The following is a 22,975-nucleotide window of genomic DNA, read 5'->3' as shown; positions in this document are numbered from 1 at the left end:
AGGACGCGATTCTAGCAGGCCCGAGCGCTCAAGGCTAAACCGAAGGGCGGATTAACGTCAGGTCGAACAGTTTGCCGCCCAGATAATCATCGATGCACTGCAGGGTCAGCTCGCTGCGCCAGCGTTCGCGCTGTGCAAGCAGTTCGTCGCGAGTCAGCCACAGCGGGCCAATGATGCCGGTGTCCAGCTGGTAGTCGGGGTGGTGCTTGAGCGCCTTGCCGGCAAAGCAGATGCGCTGGTAGGTCACGCCGTTGCTGGGAGCGGTGTAGAGGTAAATGCCGATCACACCGGTCAGTTCGACGTCATAGCCGGTTTCTTCGAGGGTTTCGCGGATGGCGGCCTCGATCAGGCTTTCGTCGGGGTCCAGATGACCGGCCGGTTGATTGAGCACGGCGCGGTCGCGCTTGAGTTCTTCGACCATCAGGAAGCGGCCATTGTCTTCGACGACAGTGGCGACGGTGATGTGGGGTTTCCATTCCATGGGGTGGGTCTCGGTTTATAGGTGGATGCATATCCCCTGTGGGAGCGGGCTTGCTCGCGATGCAGGCGCTTCGGTCTGTGCTTTTTACGCGGTGATGCTATCGCGGGCAAGCCCGCTCCCACCGGGTTTGTGTAGGCCGTAAAAACACAAACCCCGGCGTCGTGGGCCGGGGTCTGTGGTGTTGCCTGTTGCCCTTACACCGAAGCGATGATCGCGTTCAGTGTGGCGCTAGGGCGCATTACTTTGCTTACCTTGTCGGCATCGGCGTGGTAGTAACCACCGATATCGACCGGCTTGCCCTGCACGGCGTTGAGTTCGGCAACGATTTTTGCCTCGTTCTCGGCCATGGCTTTTGCTACTGGAGCAAATTGGGCTTGCAGCTCTTTGTCTTCAGTCTGGGCAGCCAGGGCTTGTGCCCAGTACAGCGCCAGGTAGAAGTGGCTACCGCGGTTGTCGATGTTGCCGACTTTGCGCGATGGCGATTTGTTGTTGTCGAGGAACTGACCGGTAGCCTGGTCCAGGGTCTTGGCCAACACCAACGCTTTCGGGTTGTTGTAGGTTGTGCCCAGGTGCTCCAGGGAAGCCGCCAGTGCCAGGAACTCACCCAGCGAGTCCCAGCGCAGGAAGTTTTCTTCCAGCAACTGTTGAACGTGCTTCGGGGCCGAGCCGCCGGCGCCGGTTTCGAACAGGCCGCCGCCATTCATCAGCGGTACGATCGACAGCATTTTGGCGCTGGTGCCCAGTTCCATGATCGGGAACAGGTCGGTCAGGTAGTCACGCAGCACGTTGCCGGTTACCGAGATGGTATCCAGGCCAGCGCGGGTGCGCTCCAGGGTGAACTTCATGGCCTCTACCGGCGCCATGATGCGAATGTCCAGGCCGCTGGTGTCGTGATCTTTCAGGTAGGTTTCAACCTTTTTGATCATTTCGGCGTCGTGGCTACGCTTTGGATCGAGCCAGAACACGGCCGGAGTGTTGCTGGCGCGGGCACGGTTGACGGCCAGCTTGACCCAGTCGCGGATCGGCGCGTCTTTGGCCTGGCACATGCGCCAGATATCGCCTTCCTCGACGTTCTGTTCCATCAGCACGTTGCCGTTGCTGTCAGTTACCCGCACAACGCCCGGGGTCTTGATCTGGAAAGTCTTGTCGTGGGAACCGTACTCTTCGGCTTTTTGCGCCATCAGGCCAACGTTTGGCACGCTGCCCATGGTGGTCGGATCGAAGGCGCCGTGTTTCTTGCAGTCTTCGATGGTGGCCTGGTAGATGGTGGCGTAGCAGCGATCCGGGATCACGGCCTTGGTGTCTTGCAGCTGGCCTTCGGTGTTCCACATCTTGCCGGAATCACGAATCATGGCCGGCATCGAGGCGTCGACGATTACGTCGCTCGGCACGTGCAGGTTGGTGATGCCTTTGTCGGAGTTGACCATGGCCAGCGCAGGGCGGTTGGCGTACACGGCTTCGATGTCGGCTTCGATTTCAGCCTGCTTCTCGGCTGGCAGCGCCTTGATGCGGGCGTACAGGTCGCCGATACCGTTGTTCAGGTTGAAACCGATTTCTTTGAGGACGTCAGCGTGTTTTTCCAGCGCATCCTTGTAGAACTCGGCCACGATCTGACCAAACATGATCGGGTCGGAAACCTTCATCATGGTGGCTTTCAGGTGAACCGAGAACAGTACGCCCTGCTTTTTGGCGTCTTCGATTTCGGCCGCTACGAACTCGCGCAGGGCTTTTTTGCTCATGACCGAGCAATCGATGATCTCACCAGCCTGGACGGCGGTTTTTTCTTTCAGTACGGTGGTGGTGCCGTCTTGAGCGATCAGTTCGATTTTAACGCTGCCCGGTGCTTCGATCAGGGCGGCTTTTTCGCTGCCGTAGAAGTCGCCTTCGCTCATGTGAGCAACGTGGGACTTGGAGTCTGCAGCCCAGGCGCCCATTTTGTGCGGGTGCTTGCGCGCGTAGTTCTTGACCGACAGCGGTGCGCGGCGGTCGGAGTTGCCTTCGCGCAGTACCGGGTTTACGGCACTGCCCATCACTTTGCTGTAACGCGCCTTGATTTCTTTTTCAGCGTCAGTGGTGACGGTTTCCGGGTAGTCCGGGATGTTGAAGCCCTGCGCTTGCAGTTCTTTGATCGCGGCCTGCAACTGCGGGACCGAGGCGCTGATATTGGGCAGCTTGATGATGTTGGCTTCAGGGGTAACGGCCAGGGCGCCCAGTTCGGCGAGGTGGTCTGCTACAGCCTTGTCACCCAATTGCTCGGGGAAGCTTGAGAGGATGCGGCCAGCCAGAGAGATGTCGCGCGTTTCAACGGCGATATCGGCGCTGGCGGTAAACGCCTCGATGATAGGCAGCAGTGAATAGGTGGCGAGCGCCGGAGCTTCGTCGGTGAAGGTATAGATGATCTTCGAACGGTTGGGCATTTCGGATTAACTCTCTTCTTTGCTGAGCGTGCTCAGATACTCGAGATGCGCAGGGTAGGCGCTTTCGTTCACAGTGAACAATGAGCCGAAAGTCGAGGTTCTTCGCGGTGATGTGAATGCATCAGTAGAGCGTCAAGCGGTCGGGCCGGGGTAACGGCCCAGCCTTTCTAGGCCTGAAAGACTCATTCCAGCATGTGTTTGCAGGTGACTCCATGGTCACCGGCGCAGTATACATAGGTCACCAAGGTTGCTGCGAGGGGGGCGGCCTAACACGAATCATCCATTGGTCTAAGTCCCTGCGGCAAAATGCCCTGATTTTTCGCGGTTTGCCCCGTGATTACGGGGTTTTTCGGCAACCTCAATTTTTCCTCGTGATGGCGCGGGCATAAAAAAACCGGCCGATTCGCATGATCGAATCGGCCGGTTTCTTGGGCAGCGGGTCAGACCGGGAGGCTGGTCACCTCTTGCGCGGTCGCTGAAGCGCTGGCTGGAACTTGAGCGTTGGTGATTGCAACAGCATGCAGGCCCTTGGGGCCCTGGATTATTTCGAAGCTCACGGGTTGGCCTGCCTTGAGCGTCTTGTAACCGTCCATCTGGATTGCCGAAAAATGCGCAAAAAAGTCGATCGGGTTTCCGTGTTCATCGATGCCTTCCTTGGCCTGCGTATTAATGAAGCCGAAGCCTTTGGCGTTGTTGAACCACTTGACCTTGCCTTGCATACTCATATCCCTCTGCTGCAAACAACTCCATCACTGGAGTATCATCCAGTCAACTCGCACAGAAACCAGTAAAAGTGGTTGACTGCGCGGACCATTTTTCCCCACTGTGGGTACTATATGGTTGTAACACCGTTTTACCGATAGTCAAGGTCACGCGGCGGCGGTGTTGAAATTTGACACCTTTGCCTCCATCACTGTAGTTGCACAACCAACGACGAACCTTTCTTTCCATGCATGCAATCAGCCAGACTCGACTAACATTTAATCAGGATCACCCCGATTTTGATGACGAAGACTCCGCTGGCTTGGCTGTGCAAGAGGCTAAGCCTGCGCTTCAGGCGCCGCCGATGTACAAGGTGGTTTTGTTTAATGATGACTACACGCCAATGGATTTCGTTGTAGAGATCCTTGAGGTGTTTTTTAACTTGAATCGCGAATTGGCGACCAAGGTCATGCTGGCCGTCCATACAGAAGGACGGGCTGTGTGCGGCATCTATACCCGCGACATTGCCGAGACCAAGGCAGCGCAGGTAAATCAGTACGCACGTGAAAGCCAGCATCCGCTACTCTGTGAAATCGAGAAGGACGGTTAACGCCGACCACTTGGGTATGAGGTGAAGCCATGTTAAATCGCGAGCTCGAAGTCACCCTCAATCTTGCCTTCAAGGAAGCCCGCTCCAAACGTCATGAATTCATGACGGTTGAGCACCTCCTTTTAGCGCTTCTGGATAATGAGGCGGCCGCAACCGTTCTACGCGCCTGTGGCGCAAACCTCGAAAAACTCAAGCATGACCTGCAAGAGTTTATTGATTCCACAACCCCCCTGATCCCCGTCCATGACGAAGACCGCGAAACGCAGCCAACCCTGGGTTTTCAGCGGGTCTTGCAGCGTGCCGTGTTCCACGTGCAGAGCTCTGGCAAGCGTGAAGTCACCGGCGCCAATGTGCTGGTAGCCATCTTCAGCGAACAGGAAAGCCAGGCCGTATTCCTGCTCAAGCAACAGAGCGTGGCGCGCATCGATGTGGTCAACTTTATTGCCCACGGCATCTCCAAGGTGCCCGGGCATGGCGAGCACAGCGACAGCGATCATGAGATGCAGGATGAAGAGGGCGGCGAATCGTCGTCTTCCAGCAATCCTCTGGACGCTTATGCCAGTAACCTGAATGAACTGGCCCGCCAGGGCCGGATCGATCCGCTGGTGGGTCGGGAAATGGAAGTTGAGCGTGTCGCCCAGATCCTGGCGCGTCGGCGCAAAAACAACCCGTTGCTGGTGGGTGAGGCAGGCGTGGGTAAAACCGCGATTGCCGAGGGTCTGGCCAAGCGCATCGTCGATAACCAGGTGCCTGACCTGCTGGCTAACAGCATCGTCTACTCCCTGGATCTCGGCGCCTTGCTGGCAGGTACCAAGTACCGTGGCGATTTCGAGAAGCGCTTCAAGGCGCTGCTGGGCGAGCTGAAGAAACGCCCGCAAGCGATCCTGTTTATCGACGAAATCCATACGATCATCGGTGCCGGTGCGGCTTCGGGCGGGGTGATGGATGCGTCCAACCTGCTCAAGCCGCTGCTGTCTTCGGGTGACATTCGCTGCATCGGTTCCACCACGTTCCAGGAATTTCGCGGGATCTTCGAAAAAGACCGCGCCCTGGCGCGCCGTTTCCAGAAAGTCGACGTATCCGAACCTTCGGTTGAAGATACCATCAGCATTCTGCGCGGGCTTAAAGGTCGTTTCGAGCAGCACCATGGCATCGAGTACAGCGATGAAGCCCTGCGCGCAGCGGCGGAGCTGGCCTCGCGCTATATCAATGACCGGCACATGCCCGACAAGGCCATTGATGTGATCGACGAGGCGGGTGCCTTCCAGCGTCTGCAACCGGTTGAAAGCCGGGTTAAACGCATTGAAGTCGCGCAGGTTGAAGATATCGTGGCGAAAATCGCCCGTATTCCGCCTAAACACGTCTCGGTCTCGGACAAGGAGCTGTTGCGCAACCTCGAGCGCGACCTGCGCCTGACCGTGTTCGGCCAGGATGCGGCAATCGATTCGTTGTCCACGGCAATCAAGTTGTCCCGTGCGGGGCTCAAGTCGCCGGACAAACCGGTCGGTTCGTTCCTGTTCGCAGGGCCCACCGGTGTCGGTAAAACCGAGGCAGCACGCCAGTTGGCCAAAGCTTTGGGTATCGAGCTGATTCGCTTCGACATGTCCGAGTACATGGAGCGCCACACCGTATCGCGTCTGATCGGTGCGCCTCCGGGCTATGTCGGTTTCGATCAGGGCGGTTTGCTGACCGAGGCCATCACCAAGCAACCTCACTGCGTACTGCTGCTCGATGAAATCGAGAAGGCGCACCCTGAAGTCTTCAACCTGCTGCTGCAGGTCATGGACCACGGCACGCTGACCGACAACAACGGGCGCAAGGCGGACTTCCGCAACGTGATCGTCATCATGACCACCAACGCGGGTGCCGAAACCGCCTCTCGGGCTTCGATGGGCTTTGCCCATCAGGATCATGCTTCCGATGCCATGGAAGCGATCAAGAAGAGCTTCACCCCCGAGTTCCGTAACCGTCTGGACACCATTATCCAGTTTGGTCGCCTCAGCCATGAGGTTATCAAGCATGTGGTGGACAAGTTCCTTACCGAACTGCAGGCGCAGCTGGAAGACAAGCACGTGCAGCTCGAGGTGTCGGATGCGGCGCGTGGCTGGCTTGCAGCGGGTGGTTATGACGCGCTGATGGGGGCACGGCCGATGGCCCGTTTGATCCAGGACAAGATCAAGCGTCCGTTGGCTGAGGAGATTCTCTTTGGTGAACTGGCCGATCATGGCGGTGTGGTACACATCGACCTGGAAAACGGCGAGTTGACCTTCGAGTTTGAAACCGCAGTCGAAATGGCTTGATGTAACACCGTAGTCATAAAAGGCGCCTTCGGGCCAGTGACGATCAGTTGGGCGGGATGCAAAATCCCTGTGGGAGCGGGCTTGCTCGCGATTGGAACAGCGCGGTTTGATAGTTGAACCGCGTCTGGATCGCGGGCAAGCCCGCTCCCGCAATGCCCATGACTGGTTTGCATGGGTGCTTGGGCGCCTTTTTGCTGTCTGCGATCAAGCGGCCTGGGCCGACGCGGTATTGCGCTCCAGTACCGTATAGCCGAGTGCGGCAATATGATGATGGACGCGTCGGTAGTCGCGCAGCACCCGCTGGAAGATATCCCCGGATTCGGCCCAGGCCGTCTTGTCGTTCTGCAGCTTGCGAAAGTGCTCGCGGCTGGCGCTGGCTTCCAGCTTGCGCACGGTCTCCTTGTGGCCGATCAGTGCCTTGGCAGCGCTCACGTCCTCACGCAAAAACGCGGTAATGGCCAGGTTCAGGCTGTCCAGCAGGGCCAGGTGCATGGCCTGGATCTGGATCAGTTCGAATGAGGAAAAGCGTTCGCCACGGCGTGTGCGGCGAACAGCCAGTTGCGCGAGGTTGCCGAGGATGTCGCCGGCGTGCTCAAGGTTGATCACGAACATCAGCACTTCCTGGGCGCGATCGGCATCGTCATCGCTCAGGCCATCCTGGCCAATGTCTGCAAGATAGGCGCGGATCGCGGCACTTAGCAGGTCGATGGAGTGATCCAGTTGGCGCACCTTGTCCGCTGTGTCCGGATCGGGTTTCTCGAACAGCTGCAACACCTGGTTGAGCATCAGTGAGGTCATGTCCGCCAGGCGCAGGGCTTCGCGTACGGCATTGGACAGACCGATATTGGCCACTTCAAGCCCGGCCTCGTCCAGGTATTGCGGCATGCCGGGGTCTGCTGGTGGCTCCTGCTGGGGAAACAGGTAAGTCAGCAGGCGTGCGCAAGGTTCGGTCAGGCCGATAAACACCACGGCCAGCAGCAGATTGAACGCGGTATGCAGGTAAACCACCCAATGTGCCAGGCCGATATCGCTGCGAGCCAGCAAGTTGGCTATCAGCGGCAGGCAGGGCAGCAGCGCCAGGGAGCCCAGCAGGCGCGCCAGCAAGTTGCCCATAGGCAGGCGTCGCGCCACTGGCGAACTGGCGCTCATCACGGAGGGCAAGGCGCCGCCGATATTGGCGCCGAGCATCAAGGCGATGGCGGTGGCGGGCGTCATCAGGCCAGCACCTGCCAGCGAGGCGATCAACAGCACCACCGCGACGCTGGAGTGGCAGATCCAGGTCAGCAGCACGGCAGCGACCACCGCGATGATCACATCGCCTTCCAGGCTTTGCATGATGGCGCGAAACACCGAGGTGGCTTCCATATGGCCCAGAGTGGCGCTGAGCAAGCCCAGGGCCAGCAGCATCAGGCCCAGGCCTATCAGTGCGCAGCCGACGCTTTCAAACCGCGAATCATCGCGCAGGCGAAAGACGATATAACCTGTCAGCAAAGTCACCGGCATTGCCAGCGAGGTATCAAAACTCAGCAGTTGTACCACCAGGGTCGAGCCGATATTGGCCCCCAGCATCACGGCCAGGGCGGGCGCCAGGCCCAGGGTGCCGGCTGCGGTAAAGGACGTGGCCATGAGGCTGACCGCCGTACTGCTTTGCAGTACGCCGGTAATGCCTATGCCGCTGATCAGTGCCATCCAGCGGTTATTCAGATTGCGCCCCATCCAGTTGCGCAGCTGGGTGCCAAACCCGCGCAGCAGGGCCGTGGAAATCATATGGGTGCCCCACAGCAAAAGTGCGATGGCGCCCGCGAGGTTGAGTAACAGAGTGGTTCCCGACATGAGGAATCTCCACAGAACACGCATTCATTTTTTGCGCGCGGGCTGGCGCGGTGTGGCGCCGGCCTGCGTTGTTTCAACTCAGTACCACTGCTTGAAACGGCGGATGTAGATCGTTTTCATCAGTTGCGCGACACAGCAATAGCTGAACAGGGTGGCCACCAGCCAAGGGAAATACGACAACGGCAGTGGTTCCAGGCCCACCATGGTGCCCAGGGGCGAGAACGGTACGTAGATACCCAGCACGATCACGATGAGGGTCATCATGATCACCGGCCATGCTGCAGTGCTCTGGAAGAACGGAATCTTGCGCGTGCGCAGCATGTGCACCACCAGGGTTTGTGACAGCAGTCCCTCAATAAACCAGCCGGACTGGAACAGGGTCTGCATTTCCACGCTGTTGGCCGAGAACACGTACCACATCAGGGCGAAGGTAGTGATGTCGAAGATCGACGACGTTGGCCCGATCCAGATCATGAAGCGGCCGATGTTCTTGGCGTCCCACTTGCGCGGTTTTTGCAGGTATTCCCTGTCCATCTTGTCCCACGGCAAGGCCAGCTGGGAGATGTCGTACATCAGGTTTTGCAGTAGCAGGTGGATCGACAGCATTGGCAGAAAAGGGATGAAGGCGCTGGCTACCAATACCGAGAACACGTTGCCGAAGTTGGAGCTGGCGGTCATGTTCAGGTACTTCATGATATTGCCGAAGGTCTCGCGCCCCTTGAGCACGCCTTCTTCGAGCACCATCAGGCTCTTTTCCAGGAGGATGATATCAGCCGACTCCTTGGCGATATCCGTGCCGCTGTCTACCGAAATGCCTACGTCGGCATCGCGCAGGGCTGGCGCGTCATTGATACCGTCACCGAGAAAACCGACGGTATGGCCATTGGCTTGCAGCGCTTTCAGCACCCGGGATTTTTGCAGCGGGGTGAGCTTGGCAAACACCGTGCGCTGCTCAACCTCCAGTTGCAGTGCGGCGTCGTCCATGGCCTCGATCTGTGGGCCAAGCAGTGGCGTGCCTGGCTCCAGGCCCACCTGCCGGCAGATTTTGCCGGTGACTACAGCGTTGTCGCCGGTCAGCACCTTGATCGCTACGCCGATTTCTTGCAGGGCAGCAATCGCCGGCCCGGCAGTTTCCTTTGGTGGATCGAGGAAGGTGAGCATGCCGCGGATGACCAGGTCGCGCTCGTCTGCGGTGTTGTACTGCTTGTGCGCCTGTGCCTTGGGGATTTCGCGGGTGGCGACCAGCAGTACGCGGAAGCCGTCCTCGTTGTACTCGTTGGCCAGGGCCAGCAGTTGCTCGCGGCGTGTGGGGTCCAGAACCACGCGGGTGTCGCCTTCCATGACATGGGTGGCGATGCCGAGCATTTCTTCGACTGCGCCCTTGCACACCAACAGGTGGTCGCCACGGTTGTCCTTGACGATGATCGACAGGCGCCGCCGTACGAAGTCAAAGGGCAGTTCATCGACCTTGCTGTAGTTGTGCGGCGCGTTGAATTTTGGGTCCTGCAGGGCAAACTGCACCACGGCCTGATCCATCAGGTTGCGGATGCCGCTTTGGTGATGGCTGTTGAGCCAGGCCAGGGCCAGTACCGACTCATCGCGCTGGCCACTGGCGTCGATGTGATGCTCGAGGATGATGTGATCCTGGGTCAGGGTGCCGGTCTTGTCGGTACACAGCACGTCCATCGAGCCCAGGTTCTGGATGGCATTGAGGCGTTTGACCACCACCTTGCGTTTGGCCATGGCCGTTGCGCCCTTGGCCAGGTTGGCGCTGACAATCATTGGCAGCATTTCCGGGGTCAGGCCCACGGCCACTGCCAGGGCAAACAGGAAGGCATCGCCCCAGTCGCCCTTGGAGAAACCATTGAGGAAAAACACAATGGGCACCATAACCAGCATAAAGCGGATCAACAGCCAGCTGACGCTGTTGACTCCGCGATCGAACGCGGTTTGCGTGCGCGAGCCGACGATGGCCTTGGCCAGCGAGCCAAAGTAGGTGCGCGGGCCGGTGGCCACGACTACGGCGCGAGCAGTGCCACTGACCACGTTGGTGCCCATAAAGCAGATATTGGGCAGATCCAGCAGGTTGCTCTGGTCGGCGGCGGTGCTGGAGGCGGACTTTTGTGTCACATCGCCCAGGGTGTCGTACTTCTCCACCGGCAAGGCTTCGCCGGTGAGCACGGCCTGGCTGATAAACAGATCGCGGGACTCGATCAGGCGAATATCCGCCGGGATCATATCGCCGGCCGACAGCTGCACGATATCGCCGGCCACCAGTTCGCGCATCGGTACTTCGTGCACCGAGGTGCGGGTACCGCTGTTGTCGCGCCGCACCACGGTCGCGGTGGTGCGGACCATGGCCTTGAGGGCTTCGGCGGACTTGGCCGAGCGGTGCTCCTGCCAGAACCGCAGCAGGCTGCTGAGGCCAACCATCAGGCCAATGATGATGACTTTGGTCAGGTCGCCTTCTTCGCCATCGCGTTCTGGCAGCCAGTAGTCAGTGAAAAAGCTGATCACACCCAGGGTCAGCAGCACATAGATAAAAGGGTTATGCAGGGCCAGCAGAAACTGCACCAGTGCGTGAGGCGGCTTGTCGTGAGCCACTTCGTTGTAGCCATCGCTTTGCAGGCGTTCAGTGGCTTCCTGCTCCGTCAGGCCTGCGGTAGTGGCGCGTACATTGGCCAGGGTGGCTGAAAGGCCGTTTTGTGCTTCCCTAGCGGCACGCATGGACAGTTTATTGCTGTCGCTGGCGCTGTTCTTGTCCCGAACTTTAGTATTTTTTACGGCGCTCATGATGAGTACTCCTGTCGCCAACTCTTGACCGGGCATATATTGAATGGCCTTTTAACAGGCGTGCCAATGTATGCCGAGTCGCAAACTTCGCAATCGGTTTAATTGAAGTGTTAAGTGCGCTTTAAAGTCCCGCTGCTGCGAAGTAATTAATACGCGGGCAGCGGGTGACTACTGGCTTCTTCCATAAGGAACTCCAGTGGGTTGGCAGGGTTTTAATTAATTATGAATCAGCGCAAGAACCGACTCTGCGGGTCCTGGGTGTCGGCCATGCTCCAGCGCTGCTCCAGTTGGCCTGTGGCAGGGCTGACGCGCCAATGCACCTGGCGGTGCGCAGGTTTTGCGTCGGCAACGGATGTGGAAAAGGGTGAGCGGGTCGAGCGGGCCAGGGTGGGCTCGCGTGAAAGTTTCACGCGCATGCTTGAGGCAAAGGCTTGAACGCCGGGTAGTACATGGGTTTTAAAGGTCATAACACACCTCGTGACCGGACTGTCGCCGGTGAGGTCGTTACGATGGAGCGTCAGGCTCTAGCGCAGTTGACCCCGCCGTGCAGGCGAGTCCTGTCAATGTCTGGATTTAGCGCCCGGATCGCCGTAGTGACGGTGACCGGACAGCGACTAGATACTGTGTCCATTGGCTTCTTTTGTGAAGTTTATAGGCGGCCTGAATGACCGGCCTGTGCAATCTACTCAGGCCGCGGGTGCAAGACAATGTTTAAACCCGGCAAGTGTGGCTGGTACAGCCAGGGTTCAGGAAGTTTGGAAGTTAGGTTTGGGTATATAGCTAATAAGACAAAACAGTTACAGGAGTTCAAACTTTATATGTTGAGCCCTGATTGTGGGAGCGAGCCTGCTCGCGAAGGGATCACTGCGGTTTGCCCGAAAAATTGCGTCGTTTGCTTCGCGAGCAGGCTTGCTCCCACGGCAGGCTCAAATCGCAGACAAACAAAAACGCCCGGCAGAGCCGGGCGTTTTGTATTGACTTGCTTAGCGAGCGCGGTAAGTGATGCGCCCTTTGCTCAAGTCATAGGGCGTCAGCTCGACGCGCACTTTGTCACCGGTAAGAATACGAATGTAGTTCTTGCGCATCTTGCCGGAGATATGCGCGGTTACGACGTGCCCATTTTCCAACTCCACACGAAACATGGTGTTGGGCAGGGTGTCGACGACAGTGCCTTCCATTTCGAAGCTGTCTTCTTTCGACATGCAGTAAAGCCCTCGGTGTCCAATGAATGGCCCGGTGCAACTGCGCCAGGCAAAAGCGGCGTGCATTGTGCCCGAAAAATGGGGGTTAAGCCAAGGGTTCAATCAAGAGAGCTCCATCTCTGATTGATTAAGAGCTCAATGGGCCGATATTCGGTCTTGTAATTCATCTTCTTGCAGTTCTTGATCCAGTACCCCAGATACAGCGCATCCAGCTCCAGGCGGCGCGCTTCGGCGATTTGCCAGAGGATTGCATAGCGCCCCAGGCTGCGCCGCTCTTCGTCGGGATCGTAGAAGGTGTAGACCGCCGACAGGCCATTGGGCAGCACGTCCGTGACGGCGACCGCCAATAAACGGCCATCAAGGCGGAATTCGTAAAATCTGGAAAACGCCAGGTCGCGCACCAGGAAGGTCGAAAATTGATCGCGACTGGGCGGGTACATATCGCCATCGGCATGGCGCTGCTCGATATAGCGCTGGTAAAGATCAAAGTTCTCTTCACTGAACGCCGGTTTTACCGCCTCTACCTGCAAGTCGGCATTGCGCTTGAAAATGCGTTTTTGCTGGCGGTTGGGCAGGAAGCGGGCAACCGGGATGCGCGCCGGGGTGCAGGCATCGCACTTCAGGCAATGCGGGCGATAAAGATGGTCGCCACTGCGCCGGAAACCCATCTCGGACAAATCGGCATAAACCTGCACATCCATCGGCTGGCTGGGGTCGAGGAACAGCGTGGTGGCCTGTTCGCCAGGCAAGTAGCTGCATGCGTGAGGTTGAGTGGCATAAAACTTCAAGCGCGCCAACTCGGTCATGATGAACCCTCGGAAAATCTTTAAATTAAGTGTAAGCCAGCGCGCAAAAGTCGCCTACTAAACCCACTGCGCAGTTGTGGGAAGATCCAGATGTTTTTGCAAATACTCAGCAAATATCTGGCGCGGGATTGAACGCGCTCCCAGGCTTTGCAGGTGATCTGTGGGCATCTGGCAGTCAATCAGCACAAACCCCCAGGCCTGCAGCTGTCTGACCAGCGTGGCGAAGCCGAACTTTGAGGCGTTGTCGGCACGGCTGAACATGGACTCGCCAAAAAACAACTGGCCCATGGCCAGGCCATACAATCCGCCCACCAGCTCACCGTTGTCCCAGACTTCCACCGAATGGGCATGGCCGCGGGCATGCAGTTCGATATAGGCGTTTTGCATGTCGTCGGTAATCCAGGTGCCATCCGCATAGTCTCGTGGAGCGGCACAGGCCTGGATCACGGCTGCGAAGTCGCGGTCAAAACTCACCTGGTAGCGTTGCTTGTGCAGCAGTTTGCCCAAACTGCGGGAGATATGCAGCTCTTCGGGAAACAGCACCGTGCGCGGATCAGGCGACCACCACAGGATTGGCTGGCCCTCGCTGAACCACGGAAAACAGCCATGGCGATAGGCCTGGATCAGCCGGTCGGCGGACAGGTCACCGCCAGCGGCCAGCAGGCCATTGGGTTCGCGCATGGCGTTGGCCAGTGGCGGAAATGTCAGGGTGTCGCGTTTTAACCAGGTCAGCATGGCATTGAGTCTTGCACAAGAAGGGGAGGGCGGCTGCAACTCTGTCACGCAAGTGCGGTCTCAGTCGATCTGCCAGTTAATTACAAGCTGTGTTTTGGTGGTGGTATAAGTCTTTGTCACAAAAGGTAATACATGCTCAAATTGGCGCTTCCCGGCGAGTTATGGCCAGCATGGCATCAGCGGCTCAAACCCGTACAATGGCCTGCCTGTATGAGCTGATCTAAACTGCTCCACGTTGCAGCACGCAATAATAAGGGCAGGGCTCATTTCAAGTCCGAACTTGTCGTCTGCTCGCTATGAGCAGTATTTTGCAGTCACATTAGTCAATTAATAGTTGGGCGCGCCACAGGCGCAGGAAAAGACCCGTTTTGAAGAAATCCACAGCAGCACCCAAAGCAGTTCCTCTCTGGCGTCAGCAATTGCACTACCGGCTCAAGGAAGGTGCATTGATCGCTATCGGCGCCCTGTGCCTGTTCCTGATGATGGCCCTGCTGACCTATGGCAAGGATGACCCCGGCTGGAGCCATAACAGCCGGGTTGTCGATGTACAGAACTTCGGCGGGCCAGCCGGCTCCTACAGTGCCGACATCCTGTTTATGGTGCTGGGTTACTTTGCCTATATTTTCCCGCTGCTGCTGGCGGTCAAGGCCTACCAGATCTTCCGCGAGCGGCATCAGCCCTGGCAGTGGAGCGGCTGGCTGTTTTCGTGGCGGCTGGTCGGCCTGATTTTTCTGGTGCTCTCCGGTGCGGCGCTGGCCCATATCCATTTTCACTCTGCCTCGGGTCTGCCTGCGGGGGCGGGCGGTGCGCTGGGCGAAAGCCTGGGCGACCTGGCCAGGAATGCACTGAATATCCAGGGCAGTACCCTGCTATTGATTGCCTTGTTCCTGTTTGGCCTGACGGTGTTTACCGACCTGTCATGGTTCAAGGTCATGGACGTGACGGGCAAGATCACCCTCGACCTGTTCGAGCTGATCCAGGGCGCGGCCAACCGTTGGTGGGCCGAACGTAACGAGCGCAAGCAACTGCAGGCCAAGCTGCGCGAAGTGGATGCCCGGGTCAATGAAGTGGTCGCGCCAAGCGTTTCCGACAAGCGTGAGCAGGCCAAGGCCAAAGAGCGCCTGATCGAGCGCGAGCAGGCGTTGAGCAAGCACATGTCCGAGCGTGAAAAACACGTGCCGGCAGTGATTGCCCCGGCACCGCCCAAGGCGCCCGAGCCGAGCAAGCGCGTGCAAAAAGAGAAACAGGCGCCGTTGTTTGTGGACAGCGCGGTTGAAGGTACCTTGCCGCCGATCTCGATTCTGGATCCGGCCGAGAAAAAACAGCTCAATTATTCCCCCGAATCCCTGGCGGCCGTTGGCCACTTGCTGGAAATCAAGCTCAAGGAATTCGGCGTCGAAGTGACGGTGGACTCCATCCACCCGGGCCCGGTGATTACCCGTTACGAAATTCAACCTGCTGCTGGCGTAAAGGTCAGCCGCATTGCCAACCTGGCCAAGGACCTCGCGCGCTCGCTGGCCGTGACCAGTGTGCGGGTGGTTGAGGTCATTCCTGGCAAAACCACCGTCGGTATCGAGATTCCCAACGAAGACCGCCAGATCGTGCGCTTCTCCGAAGTGTTGTCGACCCCTGAGTACGATAACGCCAAGTCGCCGGTAGCTCTGGCCCTGGGCCATGACATTGGTGGGCGGCCGGTGATCACCGACCTGGCGAAAATGCCGCACTTGCTGGTAGCCGGTACTACCGGTTCTGGTAAGTCTGTAGGCGTTAACGCCATGATCCTGTCGATCCTGTTCAAGTCTGGCCCGGAAGACGCCAAGCTGATCATGATCGACCCGAAAATGCTTGAATTGTCGATCTACGAAGGCATCCCGCACCTGCTGTGCCCGGTGGTAACGGACATGAAGGACGCCGCCAACGCCTTGCGCTGGAGCGTTGCCGAGATGGAGCGCCGCTATAAGCTGATGGCCAAAATGGGCGTGCGTAACCTCGCCGGCTTCAACCAGAAGGTCAAGGACGCCCAGGATGCCGGCGAGCCACTTGTCGATCCGCTGTACAAGCGCGAAAGCATTCACGACGAAGCGCCGCTGCTGGTGAAGTTGCCGACCATCGTGGTAGTGGTCGACGAATTTGCCGACATGATGATGATCGTCGGCAAGAAAGTTGAAGAATTGATCGCCCGTATTGCCCAGAAGGCTCGGGCTGCGGGCATCCACTTGATCCTCGCGACCCAGCGCCCGTCGGTGGACGTGATTACCGGCCTGATCAAGGCCAACATCCCGACCCGCATGGCGTTCCAGGTATCGAGCAAGATCGACTCGCGTACCATCATCGATCAGGGTGGCGCCGAGCAACTGCTGGGTCACGGTGACATGCTCTATATGCCGCCAGGTACCAGCTTGCCGATCCGGGTTCATGGCGCGTTTGTGTCCGACGATGAAGTTCACCGCGTGGTTGAAGCCTGGAAGCTGCGCGGCGCTCCGGACTACAACGAAGATATCCTCAACGGTGTTGAAGAGGCGGGCAGCGGCTTTGAAGGCGGTGGCAGCGAAGGCGGGGACGACCCTGAAACGGATGCCTTGTATGACGAAGCCGTACAGTTTGTACTGGAAAGCCGTCGTGCCTCCATTTCTGCTGTACAACGCAAATTGAAGATCGGTTACAACCGCGCTGCGCGAATGATTGAATCCATGGAAATGGCCGGGGTCGTAACCTCTATGAACACTAATGGCTCGCGCGAAGTACTGGCGCCGGCCCCGATGCGCGATTGATCAGCCCCAGGGCTTCTAACTAATCAATGAGGATGTCCATGCGTTTTGTCAGCATGCTGTTGCTACCGGTACTGGCCTTTTCCTCGCTGTCGGCCCATGCCGACGCCGAGAGTGTGAAGCGTCTTGGCCAACTGTTGGGCTCTGATACCATCACGGCCCGTTTTTCCCAGCTGACCCTCGACGGCAGTGGCACCCAGTTGCAGGAAACTGCCGGCGAAATGTCGGTAAAGCGTCCTGGGCTGTTCTACTGGCACACCGATGCTCCCCAGGAGCAACTGATGGTCTCCGATGGCCAGAAAGTCTCGCTGTGGGACCCGGACCTGGAGCAGGTTACGATCAAGAAACTCGATCAGCGCCTGACCCAGACCCCGGCCTTGTTGCTGTCCGGTGATGTATCAAAAATCAGCGAAAGTTTTGACATCACCTCCAAGCAGGCCGGTGATGTAATGGACTTCACCCTCAAGCCCAAGACCAAGGACACCTTGTTCGACTCCCTGCGCCTGTCGTTTCGCGGCGGCAAGATCAACGACATGCAGTTGATCGACAGCGTGGGTCAGCGCACCAACATCCTGTTCACCGGGGTAAAGGTCAACGAGCCGATCCCGGCTTCCAAGTTCAAGTTCGATATCCCGAAAGGGGCTGATGTCATCCAGGAATAAGCCCTGGAAGAGGTTTCAAACGCTGCCCATGGATCTGTTTCGAAGTGCCCCGATAGCCCAGCCACTGGCTGCCCGATTGCGGGCGGCCAACCTGGACGAATACGTCGGTCAGCAGCACCTGCTCGCCCGCGGCAAGCCCTTGCGTGAAGCGCTGGAGCAGGGTGCACTGCACTCCATGATCTTCTGGGGCCCGCCGGGCGTGGGCAAGACCACCCTGGCGCGGCTGCTGGCGGAAGTCTCGGATGCCCACTTTGAAACGGTCTCGGCGGTCCTGGCCGGGGTCAAGGAGATTCGCCAGGCCGTCGAAATCGCCAAGCAGCAGGCGGGCCAGTATGGGCGCCGCACCATCCTGTTTGTCGACGAAGTGCATCGCTTCAACAAGTCGCAGCAAGATGCCTTTTTGCCCTACGTCGAAGATGGCACCCTGATCTTTATCGGTGCCACCACGGAAAACCCCTCGTTCGAACTGAACAACGCCTTGCTCTCGCGGGCGCGGGTCTATGTGCTCAAAAGCCTGGACGAAGCGGCGCTACGCAAGCTGGTGCAGCGTGCGCTGACCGAAGACAAGGGCCTGGGCAAGCGCGGCCTGACCCTTGGCGAAGAAAGCTTTCAGATTTTGCTGCGGGCGACTGACGGCGATGGCCGGCGCATGCTCAATCTGCTGGAAAACGCTTCGGACCTCGCCGAAGACCACAGCGAAATCGGCACCGAGCTGCTGCACAACCTGCTGGGTGATACCCAGCGTCGTTTCGACAAAGGCGGCGAAGCCTTTTATGACCAGATCTCTGCCTTGCACAAGTCGGTGCGCGGCTCGAATCCTGACGGTGCCCTGTACTGGTTTGCACGCATGATCGACGGCGGCTGCGATCCGCTTTACATCGCCCGGCGCGTGGTACGCATGGCCAGTGAGGATATCGGCAACGCCGACCCGCGAGCTCTGAGCCTGTGCCTGTCGGCCTGGGATGTGCAAGAGCGGCTCGGCAGCCCGGAAGGCGAACTGGCAGTGGCCCAGGCCATCACTTACCTGGCCTGCGCACCGAAAAGCAACGCGGTGTACATGGGTTTCAAGGCCGCACTGCGCAGCGCGGCAGAACACGGCTCGCTGGAAGTGCCGCTGCATTTACGCAATGCGCCGACCAAGCTGATGAAGCAACTGGGTTATGGCGACGAGTATCGCTATGCCCATGACGAGCCTGACGCGTACGCGGCCGGGGAAGACTATTACCCGGACGAACTTGAACCCTTGAACCTGTATCAGCCGGTGCCACGGGGCCTTGAGCTCAAAATCGGCGAAAAGTTGAAATACCTCGCCGCACTGGACCGGGCCAGCCCCAAACAGCGGAGAAAACCGTGATTCCATTGATTGCAGCGGTCTCGGTGGGTGGCATTGCAGGTACATTGTTGCGCTTCGCTACGGGTAACTGGATCAACGCCAATTGGCCGCGGCACTTTTATACCGCGACATTGGCCGTTAATATCGTGGGCTGCCTGCTGATTGGCGTCCTGTACGGACTTTTTCTGATACGCCCGGAAGTACCGATTGAAGTCCGCGCCGGGCTGATGGTCGGTTTCCTGGGTGGCTTGACCACTTTTTCATCCTTTTCACTGGATACGGTGCGCCTGCTGGAAAGCGGGCAGGTGCCACTGGCATTGGGCTATGCGGCCCTCAGCGTATTCGGCGGGCTGCTCGCAACCTGGGCTGGCCTGTCCTTGACCAAACTTTGATAAACGAGAAACCGACATGCTTGATTCCAAACTGTTACGTAGCAACCTGCAGGACGTAGCGGATCGCCTGGCATCCCGTGGCTTCAAGCTGGACGTGGCGCGCATTGACGCGCTGGAAGCCAAGCGTAAAGAAGTCCAGACCCTGACCGAGAAGCTGCAGGCCGAGCGCAATGCCATCTCCAAAAGCATTGGCCAGGCCAAGGCTCGCGGTGAAGACATCGCGCCACTGATGGCCAGCGTCGAGACCATGGGCAGCGACCTGGCCAATGGCAAGGTTGAACTGGAAGCCATCCAGACTGAGCTGGACGCCATCCTGCTGGGCCTGCCGAACCTGCCGGATGCGTCCGTGCCGGTAGGCGCTGACGAAGACGGCAACGTCGAAATCCGTCGCTGGGGCACCCCGACTGCCTTTGATTTCGAGATCAAGGACCATGTCGCCCTGGGCGAGCAGCACGGCTGGCTGGACTTTGAAACCGCCGCCAAACTGTCCGGTGCCCGTTTTGCCTTGCTGCGCGGCCCGATTGCCCGTCTGCATCGTGCTCTGGCACAGTTCATGATCAACCTGCACACCGGTGAGCATGGCTACGAAGAGGCCTACACGCCTTATCTGGTACAGGCCCCGGCGCTGCAAGGCACTGGCCAGTTGCCAAAGTTCGAAGAAGAGCTGTTCAAGATCAGCCGTGAAGGCGAAGCCGATTTCTACCTGATCCCGACCGCTGAGGTCACCCTGACCAATATCGTTGCCGGCGAAATCGTTGAACACAAGGCTCTGCCGATCAAGCTGGTGGCGCACACGCCGTGCTTCCGCAGCGAGGCCGGTGCATCGGGGCGCGATACCCGCGGCATGATCCGTCAGCACCAGTTCGACAAGGTCGAGATGGTCCAGATCGTTGAACCGTCCACCTCGATGGACGCCCTTGAAGGCCTGGTCGGCAATGCCGAGAAGGTTCTGCAACTGCTGCAACTGCCTTACCGCACCCTGTCGCTGTGCACCGGTGACATGGGTTTCAGCGCAGTTAAAACCTACGATCTGGAAGTGTGGGTCCCGAGCCAGGACAAGTACCGCGAAATTTCGTCGTGCTCCAACTGCGGTGATTTCCAGGCCCGTCGCATGCAGGCGCGTTTCCGTAACCCGGAAACCGGCAAGCCGGAACTGGTTCACACCCTTAACGGTTCCGGTCTGGCGGTAGGCCGCACCCTGGTAGCCGTGCTGGAAAACTACCAGCAGGCTGACGGTTCGATCCGTGTGCCGGACGTGCTCAAGCCTTACATGGGCGGTATTGAGGTCATCGGCTAAATGGAGTTTCTGCCGCTGTTTCATAACCTGCGTGGCAGCCGTGTACTGGTGGTTGGCGGTGGGGAGATTGCCTTGCGCAAATCCCGCCTGCTGGCCGATGCCGGTGCCGTGCTGCGGGTGGTCGCACCCGCCATGGAGCCACAGTTGTGCGAGTTGATAAACAGCAGCGGTGGCGAACAGGTGCTGCGCGGATATGCCGAGGCCGACCTTGAAGGGTGCGTCCTGATCATCGCCGCCACCGACGATGAGCCACTTAACGCTCAGGTTTCCGCCGACGCCCATCGCCGTTGCGTACCGGTCAACGTGGTCGACGCGCCCGCCTTGTGCAGCGTGATCTTCCCGGCGATTGTCGACCGTTCGCCGCTGGTAATTGCCATTTCAAGTGGTGGTGATGCGCCCGTGCTGGCGCGGTTGATCCGGGCCAAGATCGAAACCTGGATTCCGTCGACCTACGGCCAGTTGGCGGGCCTTGCGGCGCGCTTCCGTAGCCGGGTCAAAGGCTTGTTTCCGGATGTGCAGCAGCGTCGCGGGTTTTGGGAAGATGTGTTCCAGGGCCCGATTGCCGATCGTTTGCTGGCCGGGCAGGGCGCTGAAGCCGAGCGCTTGCTGCTGGCCAAGATTGAAGGTCAGGCTGTCGAAACCACCGGTGAGGTGTATCTGGTGGGTGCCGGGCCGGGTGATCCCGATCTGCTGACGTTCCGTGCACTGCGCCTGATGCAACAGGCAGACGTGGTGCTCTACGACCGTCTGGTGGCCCCGGCGATTCTTGAACTGTGCCGTCGCGATGCCGAACGTATTTATGTGGGCAAGCGTCGCGCTGAGCATGCGGTGCCACAAGACCAGATCAACCAGCAACTGGTCGATCTGGCCAAGCAGGGCAAGCGCGTGGTGCGGCTCAAAGGTGGCGATCCGTTCATCTTTGGCCGTGGCGGTGAAGAAATCGAAGAGCTGGCCGCCCACGGGATTCCGTTCCAGGTGGTGCCGGGTATTACCGCCGCCAGTGGTTGCGCGGCGTATGCCGGTATTCCGTTGACCCATCGCGACTACGCGCAGTCTGTGCGCTTTGTTACCGGCCACCTGAAAGACGGCACCAGCAACCTGCCCTGGAGCGACCTGGTTGCTCCGGCGCAAACTCTGGTGTTCTACATGGGCCTGGTGGGCTTGCCGATCATCTGCGAGCAGTTGATCAAGCATGGTCGTTCGGCAGATACCCCGGCTGCGTTGATTCAGCAGGGCACTACGTCCAACCAGCGCGTGTTTACCGGTACCCTGGCCGACTTGCCGACATTGGTGGCGGAGCATGAAGTGCATGCGCCTACGCTGGTGATCGTGGGCGAAGTGGTATTGCTGCGTGAGAAACTGGCGTGGTTTGAAGGGGCTCAGGCTCAGGTCTGACGTTTGCCCTCACCCCAACCCTCTCCCTCTGGGAGAGGGTTGGGGCTTTGCTTCAGCTCCGATTTTCCCCCACCAGACTCTCTACCGACGGCACTCGCGTATCGCTTTCCATCTGCGCATCATGTTCGATCTGATGGCTGAAGCGGTCCAGTGAGCCCTGCGCCGGCTGGGCATCGCTGGCAAACACCGGCGGGCTGAGGATGTAGGCACCCAGCAAACGACTCAACGCCGCCAGGCTATCAATATGGGTGCGCTCATACCCGTGGGTGGCATCACAGCCAAACGCCAGTAACGCACAGCGAATATCATGCCCCGCCGTCACGGCCGAATGAGCATCGCTGAAGTAATAACGGAACATGTCCCGGCGCACCGGCAACTCATTGTCACTGGCCAGCCCCAGCAAATGCCGCGACAGGTGATAGTCATAGGGGCCGCCCGAATCCTGCATCGCCACACTGACCGCATGCTCGCTGGAATGTTGGCCCGTAGCCACCGGAGCAATATCAATCCCGACAAACTCGCTCACATCCCACGGCAAGGCCGCTGCCGCACCATTGCCGATTTCTTCGGTGATGGTAAACAGCGGATGACAGTCGATAAGGGGCTGTTCGCCACTGTCGACAATGGCTTTCAGGGCGGCGAGCAGGGCCGCCACACCCGCCTTGTCATCCAGATGCCGCGCACTGATATGGCCACTTTCGGTAAATTCCGGCAGTGGGTCGAACGCTACGAAGTCACCAATATTGACCCCCAGGGAATCGCAATCCGCGCGGGTGGCGCAGTAGGCATCCAGGCGCAACTCGATATGGTCCCAACTGATCGGCAGTTCATCCACGCCGGTATTGAAGGCATGGCCAGAAGCCATTAATGGCAGGACACTGCCACGGATCACGCCGTTGTCGGTAAACAGGCTGACGCGGCTGCCTTCGGCAAACCGGCTCGACCAGCAACCAACAGGTGCCAGCACCAGCCGGCCGTTGTCCTTGATCGCCCGCACGCTGGCGCCAATCGTATCCAGATGCGCGGACACGGCGCGGTCCGGGCTGTTTTTCTGGCCCTTGAGGGTGGCGCGCAAGGTGCCGCGGCGGGTCAGTTCAAAAGGGATCCCCAATTCGTCGAGGCGTTCGGCGACATAGCGCACGATGGTGTCGGTAAAACCGGTGGGGCTGGGAATGGCGAGCATTTCCAGCAATACCCGTTGCAGGTAGTCGAGGTCGGGTTCAGGGAGGCTGCGGTTCATAAAAACTCC

At 58.9% G+C, this 22,975-nt stretch carries 18 protein-coding genes; 8 read left to right on the top strand and 10 right to left on the bottom strand.

What is annotated here, in order from left to right:
* Positions 1–34: 34 nt before the first annotated feature.
* The 3 genes from HBN79_RS10085 to HBN79_RS10075 form a co-directional block, all read right to left on the bottom strand.
* The gene (locus HBN79_RS10085) at positions 35–481 is read right to left on the bottom strand and encodes an NUDIX hydrolase (protein WP_095003295.1); all 447 of its coding nucleotides are present in this window, start codon (positions 479–481) and stop codon (positions 35–37) included.
* 194 nt (positions 482–675) lie between these two features.
* On the bottom strand, positions 676–2,898 hold the full coding sequence (locus HBN79_RS10080; RefSeq protein WP_095003294.1) for an NADP-dependent isocitrate dehydrogenase: 2,223 nt from the start codon (positions 2,896–2,898) through the stop codon (positions 676–678).
* Positions 2,899–3,338: 440 nt separating this feature from the next.
* A complete protein-coding gene (locus tag HBN79_RS10075; protein ID WP_095003305.1) occupies positions 3,339–3,617 on the bottom strand; it encodes a cold shock domain-containing protein in 279 nt (92 codons plus the stop codon).
* Between the two features lie 230 nt (positions 3,618–3,847).
* Between HBN79_RS10075 and clpS the strand changes: the two genes are divergently transcribed.
* Both clpS and clpA read left to right on the top strand, forming a co-directional pair.
* Positions 3,848–4,210, top strand: coding sequence for an ATP-dependent Clp protease adapter ClpS (clpS, locus tag HBN79_RS10070; RefSeq protein WP_016780211.1), 363 nt, complete (start codon positions 3,848–3,850; stop codon positions 4,208–4,210).
* Positions 4,211–4,239: 29 nt separating this feature from the next.
* On the top strand, positions 4,240–6,510 hold the full coding sequence (clpA, locus tag HBN79_RS10065) for an ATP-dependent Clp protease ATP-binding subunit ClpA (protein ID WP_095003293.1): 2,271 nt from the start codon (positions 4,240–4,242) through the stop codon (positions 6,508–6,510).
* 204 nt (positions 6,511–6,714) lie between these two features.
* Here clpA and HBN79_RS10060 read toward each other — a convergent pair whose 3' ends face one another.
* From HBN79_RS10060 to aat, 6 genes are all read right to left on the bottom strand, one after another.
* Entirely contained in the window at positions 6,715–8,343 is a 1,629-nt protein-coding gene (locus HBN79_RS10060) for a Na/Pi cotransporter family protein (RefSeq protein WP_095024122.1), read from the bottom strand.
* A gap of 78 nt (positions 8,344–8,421) precedes the next feature.
* Positions 8,422–11,136 carry a magnesium-translocating P-type ATPase gene (gene mgtA / locus HBN79_RS10055; RefSeq protein ID WP_169916676.1) on the bottom strand — a complete coding sequence of 905 codons (2,715 nt, stop codon included), beginning with the start codon at positions 11,134–11,136 and terminating at the stop codon, positions 8,422–8,424.
* A 227-nt stretch (positions 11,137–11,363) separates the two neighbouring features.
* Positions 11,364–11,603, bottom strand: a complete 240-nt coding sequence (locus HBN79_RS10050; RefSeq protein WP_095003290.1) for a hypothetical protein — start codon at positions 11,601–11,603, stop codon at positions 11,364–11,366.
* A 516-nt stretch (positions 11,604–12,119) separates the two neighbouring features.
* Positions 12,120–12,338, bottom strand: a complete 219-nt coding sequence (gene infA / locus HBN79_RS10045; RefSeq protein ID WP_002553999.1) for a translation initiation factor IF-1 — start codon at positions 12,336–12,338, stop codon at positions 12,120–12,122.
* A gap of 98 nt (positions 12,339–12,436) precedes the next feature.
* Positions 12,437–13,144 (bottom strand): arginyltransferase, encoded by a 708-nt coding sequence (locus HBN79_RS10040; protein WP_095003289.1) that lies wholly within the window; start codon positions 13,142–13,144, stop codon positions 12,437–12,439.
* A gap of 57 nt (positions 13,145–13,201) precedes the next feature.
* Positions 13,202–13,879 (bottom strand): leucyl/phenylalanyl-tRNA--protein transferase, encoded by a 678-nt coding sequence (gene aat / locus HBN79_RS10035; protein WP_169916675.1) that lies wholly within the window; start codon positions 13,877–13,879, stop codon positions 13,202–13,204.
* A 368-nt stretch (positions 13,880–14,247) separates the two neighbouring features.
* Here aat and ftsK point away from each other — a divergent pair, with 368 nt between their 5' ends.
* The 6 genes from ftsK to cysG are packed head-to-tail and all read left to right on the top strand — an operon-like array spanning position 14,248 to position 21,726.
* Positions 14,248–16,650, top strand: coding sequence for a DNA translocase FtsK (ftsK, locus tag HBN79_RS10030; RefSeq protein WP_095003287.1), 2,403 nt, complete (start codon positions 14,248–14,250; stop codon positions 16,648–16,650).
* A 38-nt stretch (positions 16,651–16,688) separates the two neighbouring features.
* Entirely contained in the window at positions 16,689–17,309 is a 621-nt protein-coding gene (gene lolA, locus HBN79_RS10025; RefSeq protein WP_046809214.1) for an outer membrane lipoprotein chaperone LolA, read from the top strand.
* A 28-nt stretch (positions 17,310–17,337) separates the two neighbouring features.
* Entirely contained in the window at positions 17,338–18,663 is a 1,326-nt protein-coding gene (locus tag HBN79_RS10020; RefSeq protein ID WP_095019126.1) for a replication-associated recombination protein A, read from the top strand.
* Positions 18,660–19,034 (top strand): fluoride efflux transporter CrcB, encoded by a 375-nt coding sequence (crcB, locus tag HBN79_RS10015; RefSeq protein WP_095003285.1) that lies wholly within the window; start codon positions 18,660–18,662, stop codon positions 19,032–19,034. The genes HBN79_RS10020 and crcB overlap by 4 nt, the downstream gene beginning before the upstream one ends.
* A gap of 16 nt (positions 19,035–19,050) precedes the next feature.
* The gene (serS, locus tag HBN79_RS10010) at positions 19,051–20,331 is read left to right on the top strand and encodes a serine--tRNA ligase (RefSeq protein ID WP_095019127.1); all 1,281 of its coding nucleotides are present in this window, start codon (positions 19,051–19,053) and stop codon (positions 20,329–20,331) included.
* Entirely contained in the window at positions 20,332–21,726 is a 1,395-nt protein-coding gene (gene cysG, locus HBN79_RS10005) for a siroheme synthase CysG (RefSeq protein WP_095003283.1), read from the top strand. It abuts the gene before it with no gap.
* Between the two features lie 52 nt (positions 21,727–21,778).
* Here the strand turns inward: cysG and HBN79_RS10000 are convergent, their stop codons facing one another.
* Positions 21,779–22,966 carry an osmoprotectant NAGGN system M42 family peptidase gene (locus tag HBN79_RS10000; protein ID WP_169916674.1) on the bottom strand — a complete coding sequence of 396 codons (1,188 nt, stop codon included), beginning with the start codon at positions 22,964–22,966 and terminating at the stop codon, positions 21,779–21,781.
* Positions 22,967–22,975: the final 9 nt, after the last annotated feature.

Source organism: Pseudomonas sp. WS 5051 (assembly GCF_012985715.1).
Lineage (GTDB): Bacteria > Pseudomonadota > Gammaproteobacteria > Pseudomonadales > Pseudomonadaceae > Aquipseudomonas > Aquipseudomonas bubulae.
This window is presented reverse-complemented; position numbering and strand designations above follow the sequence as displayed.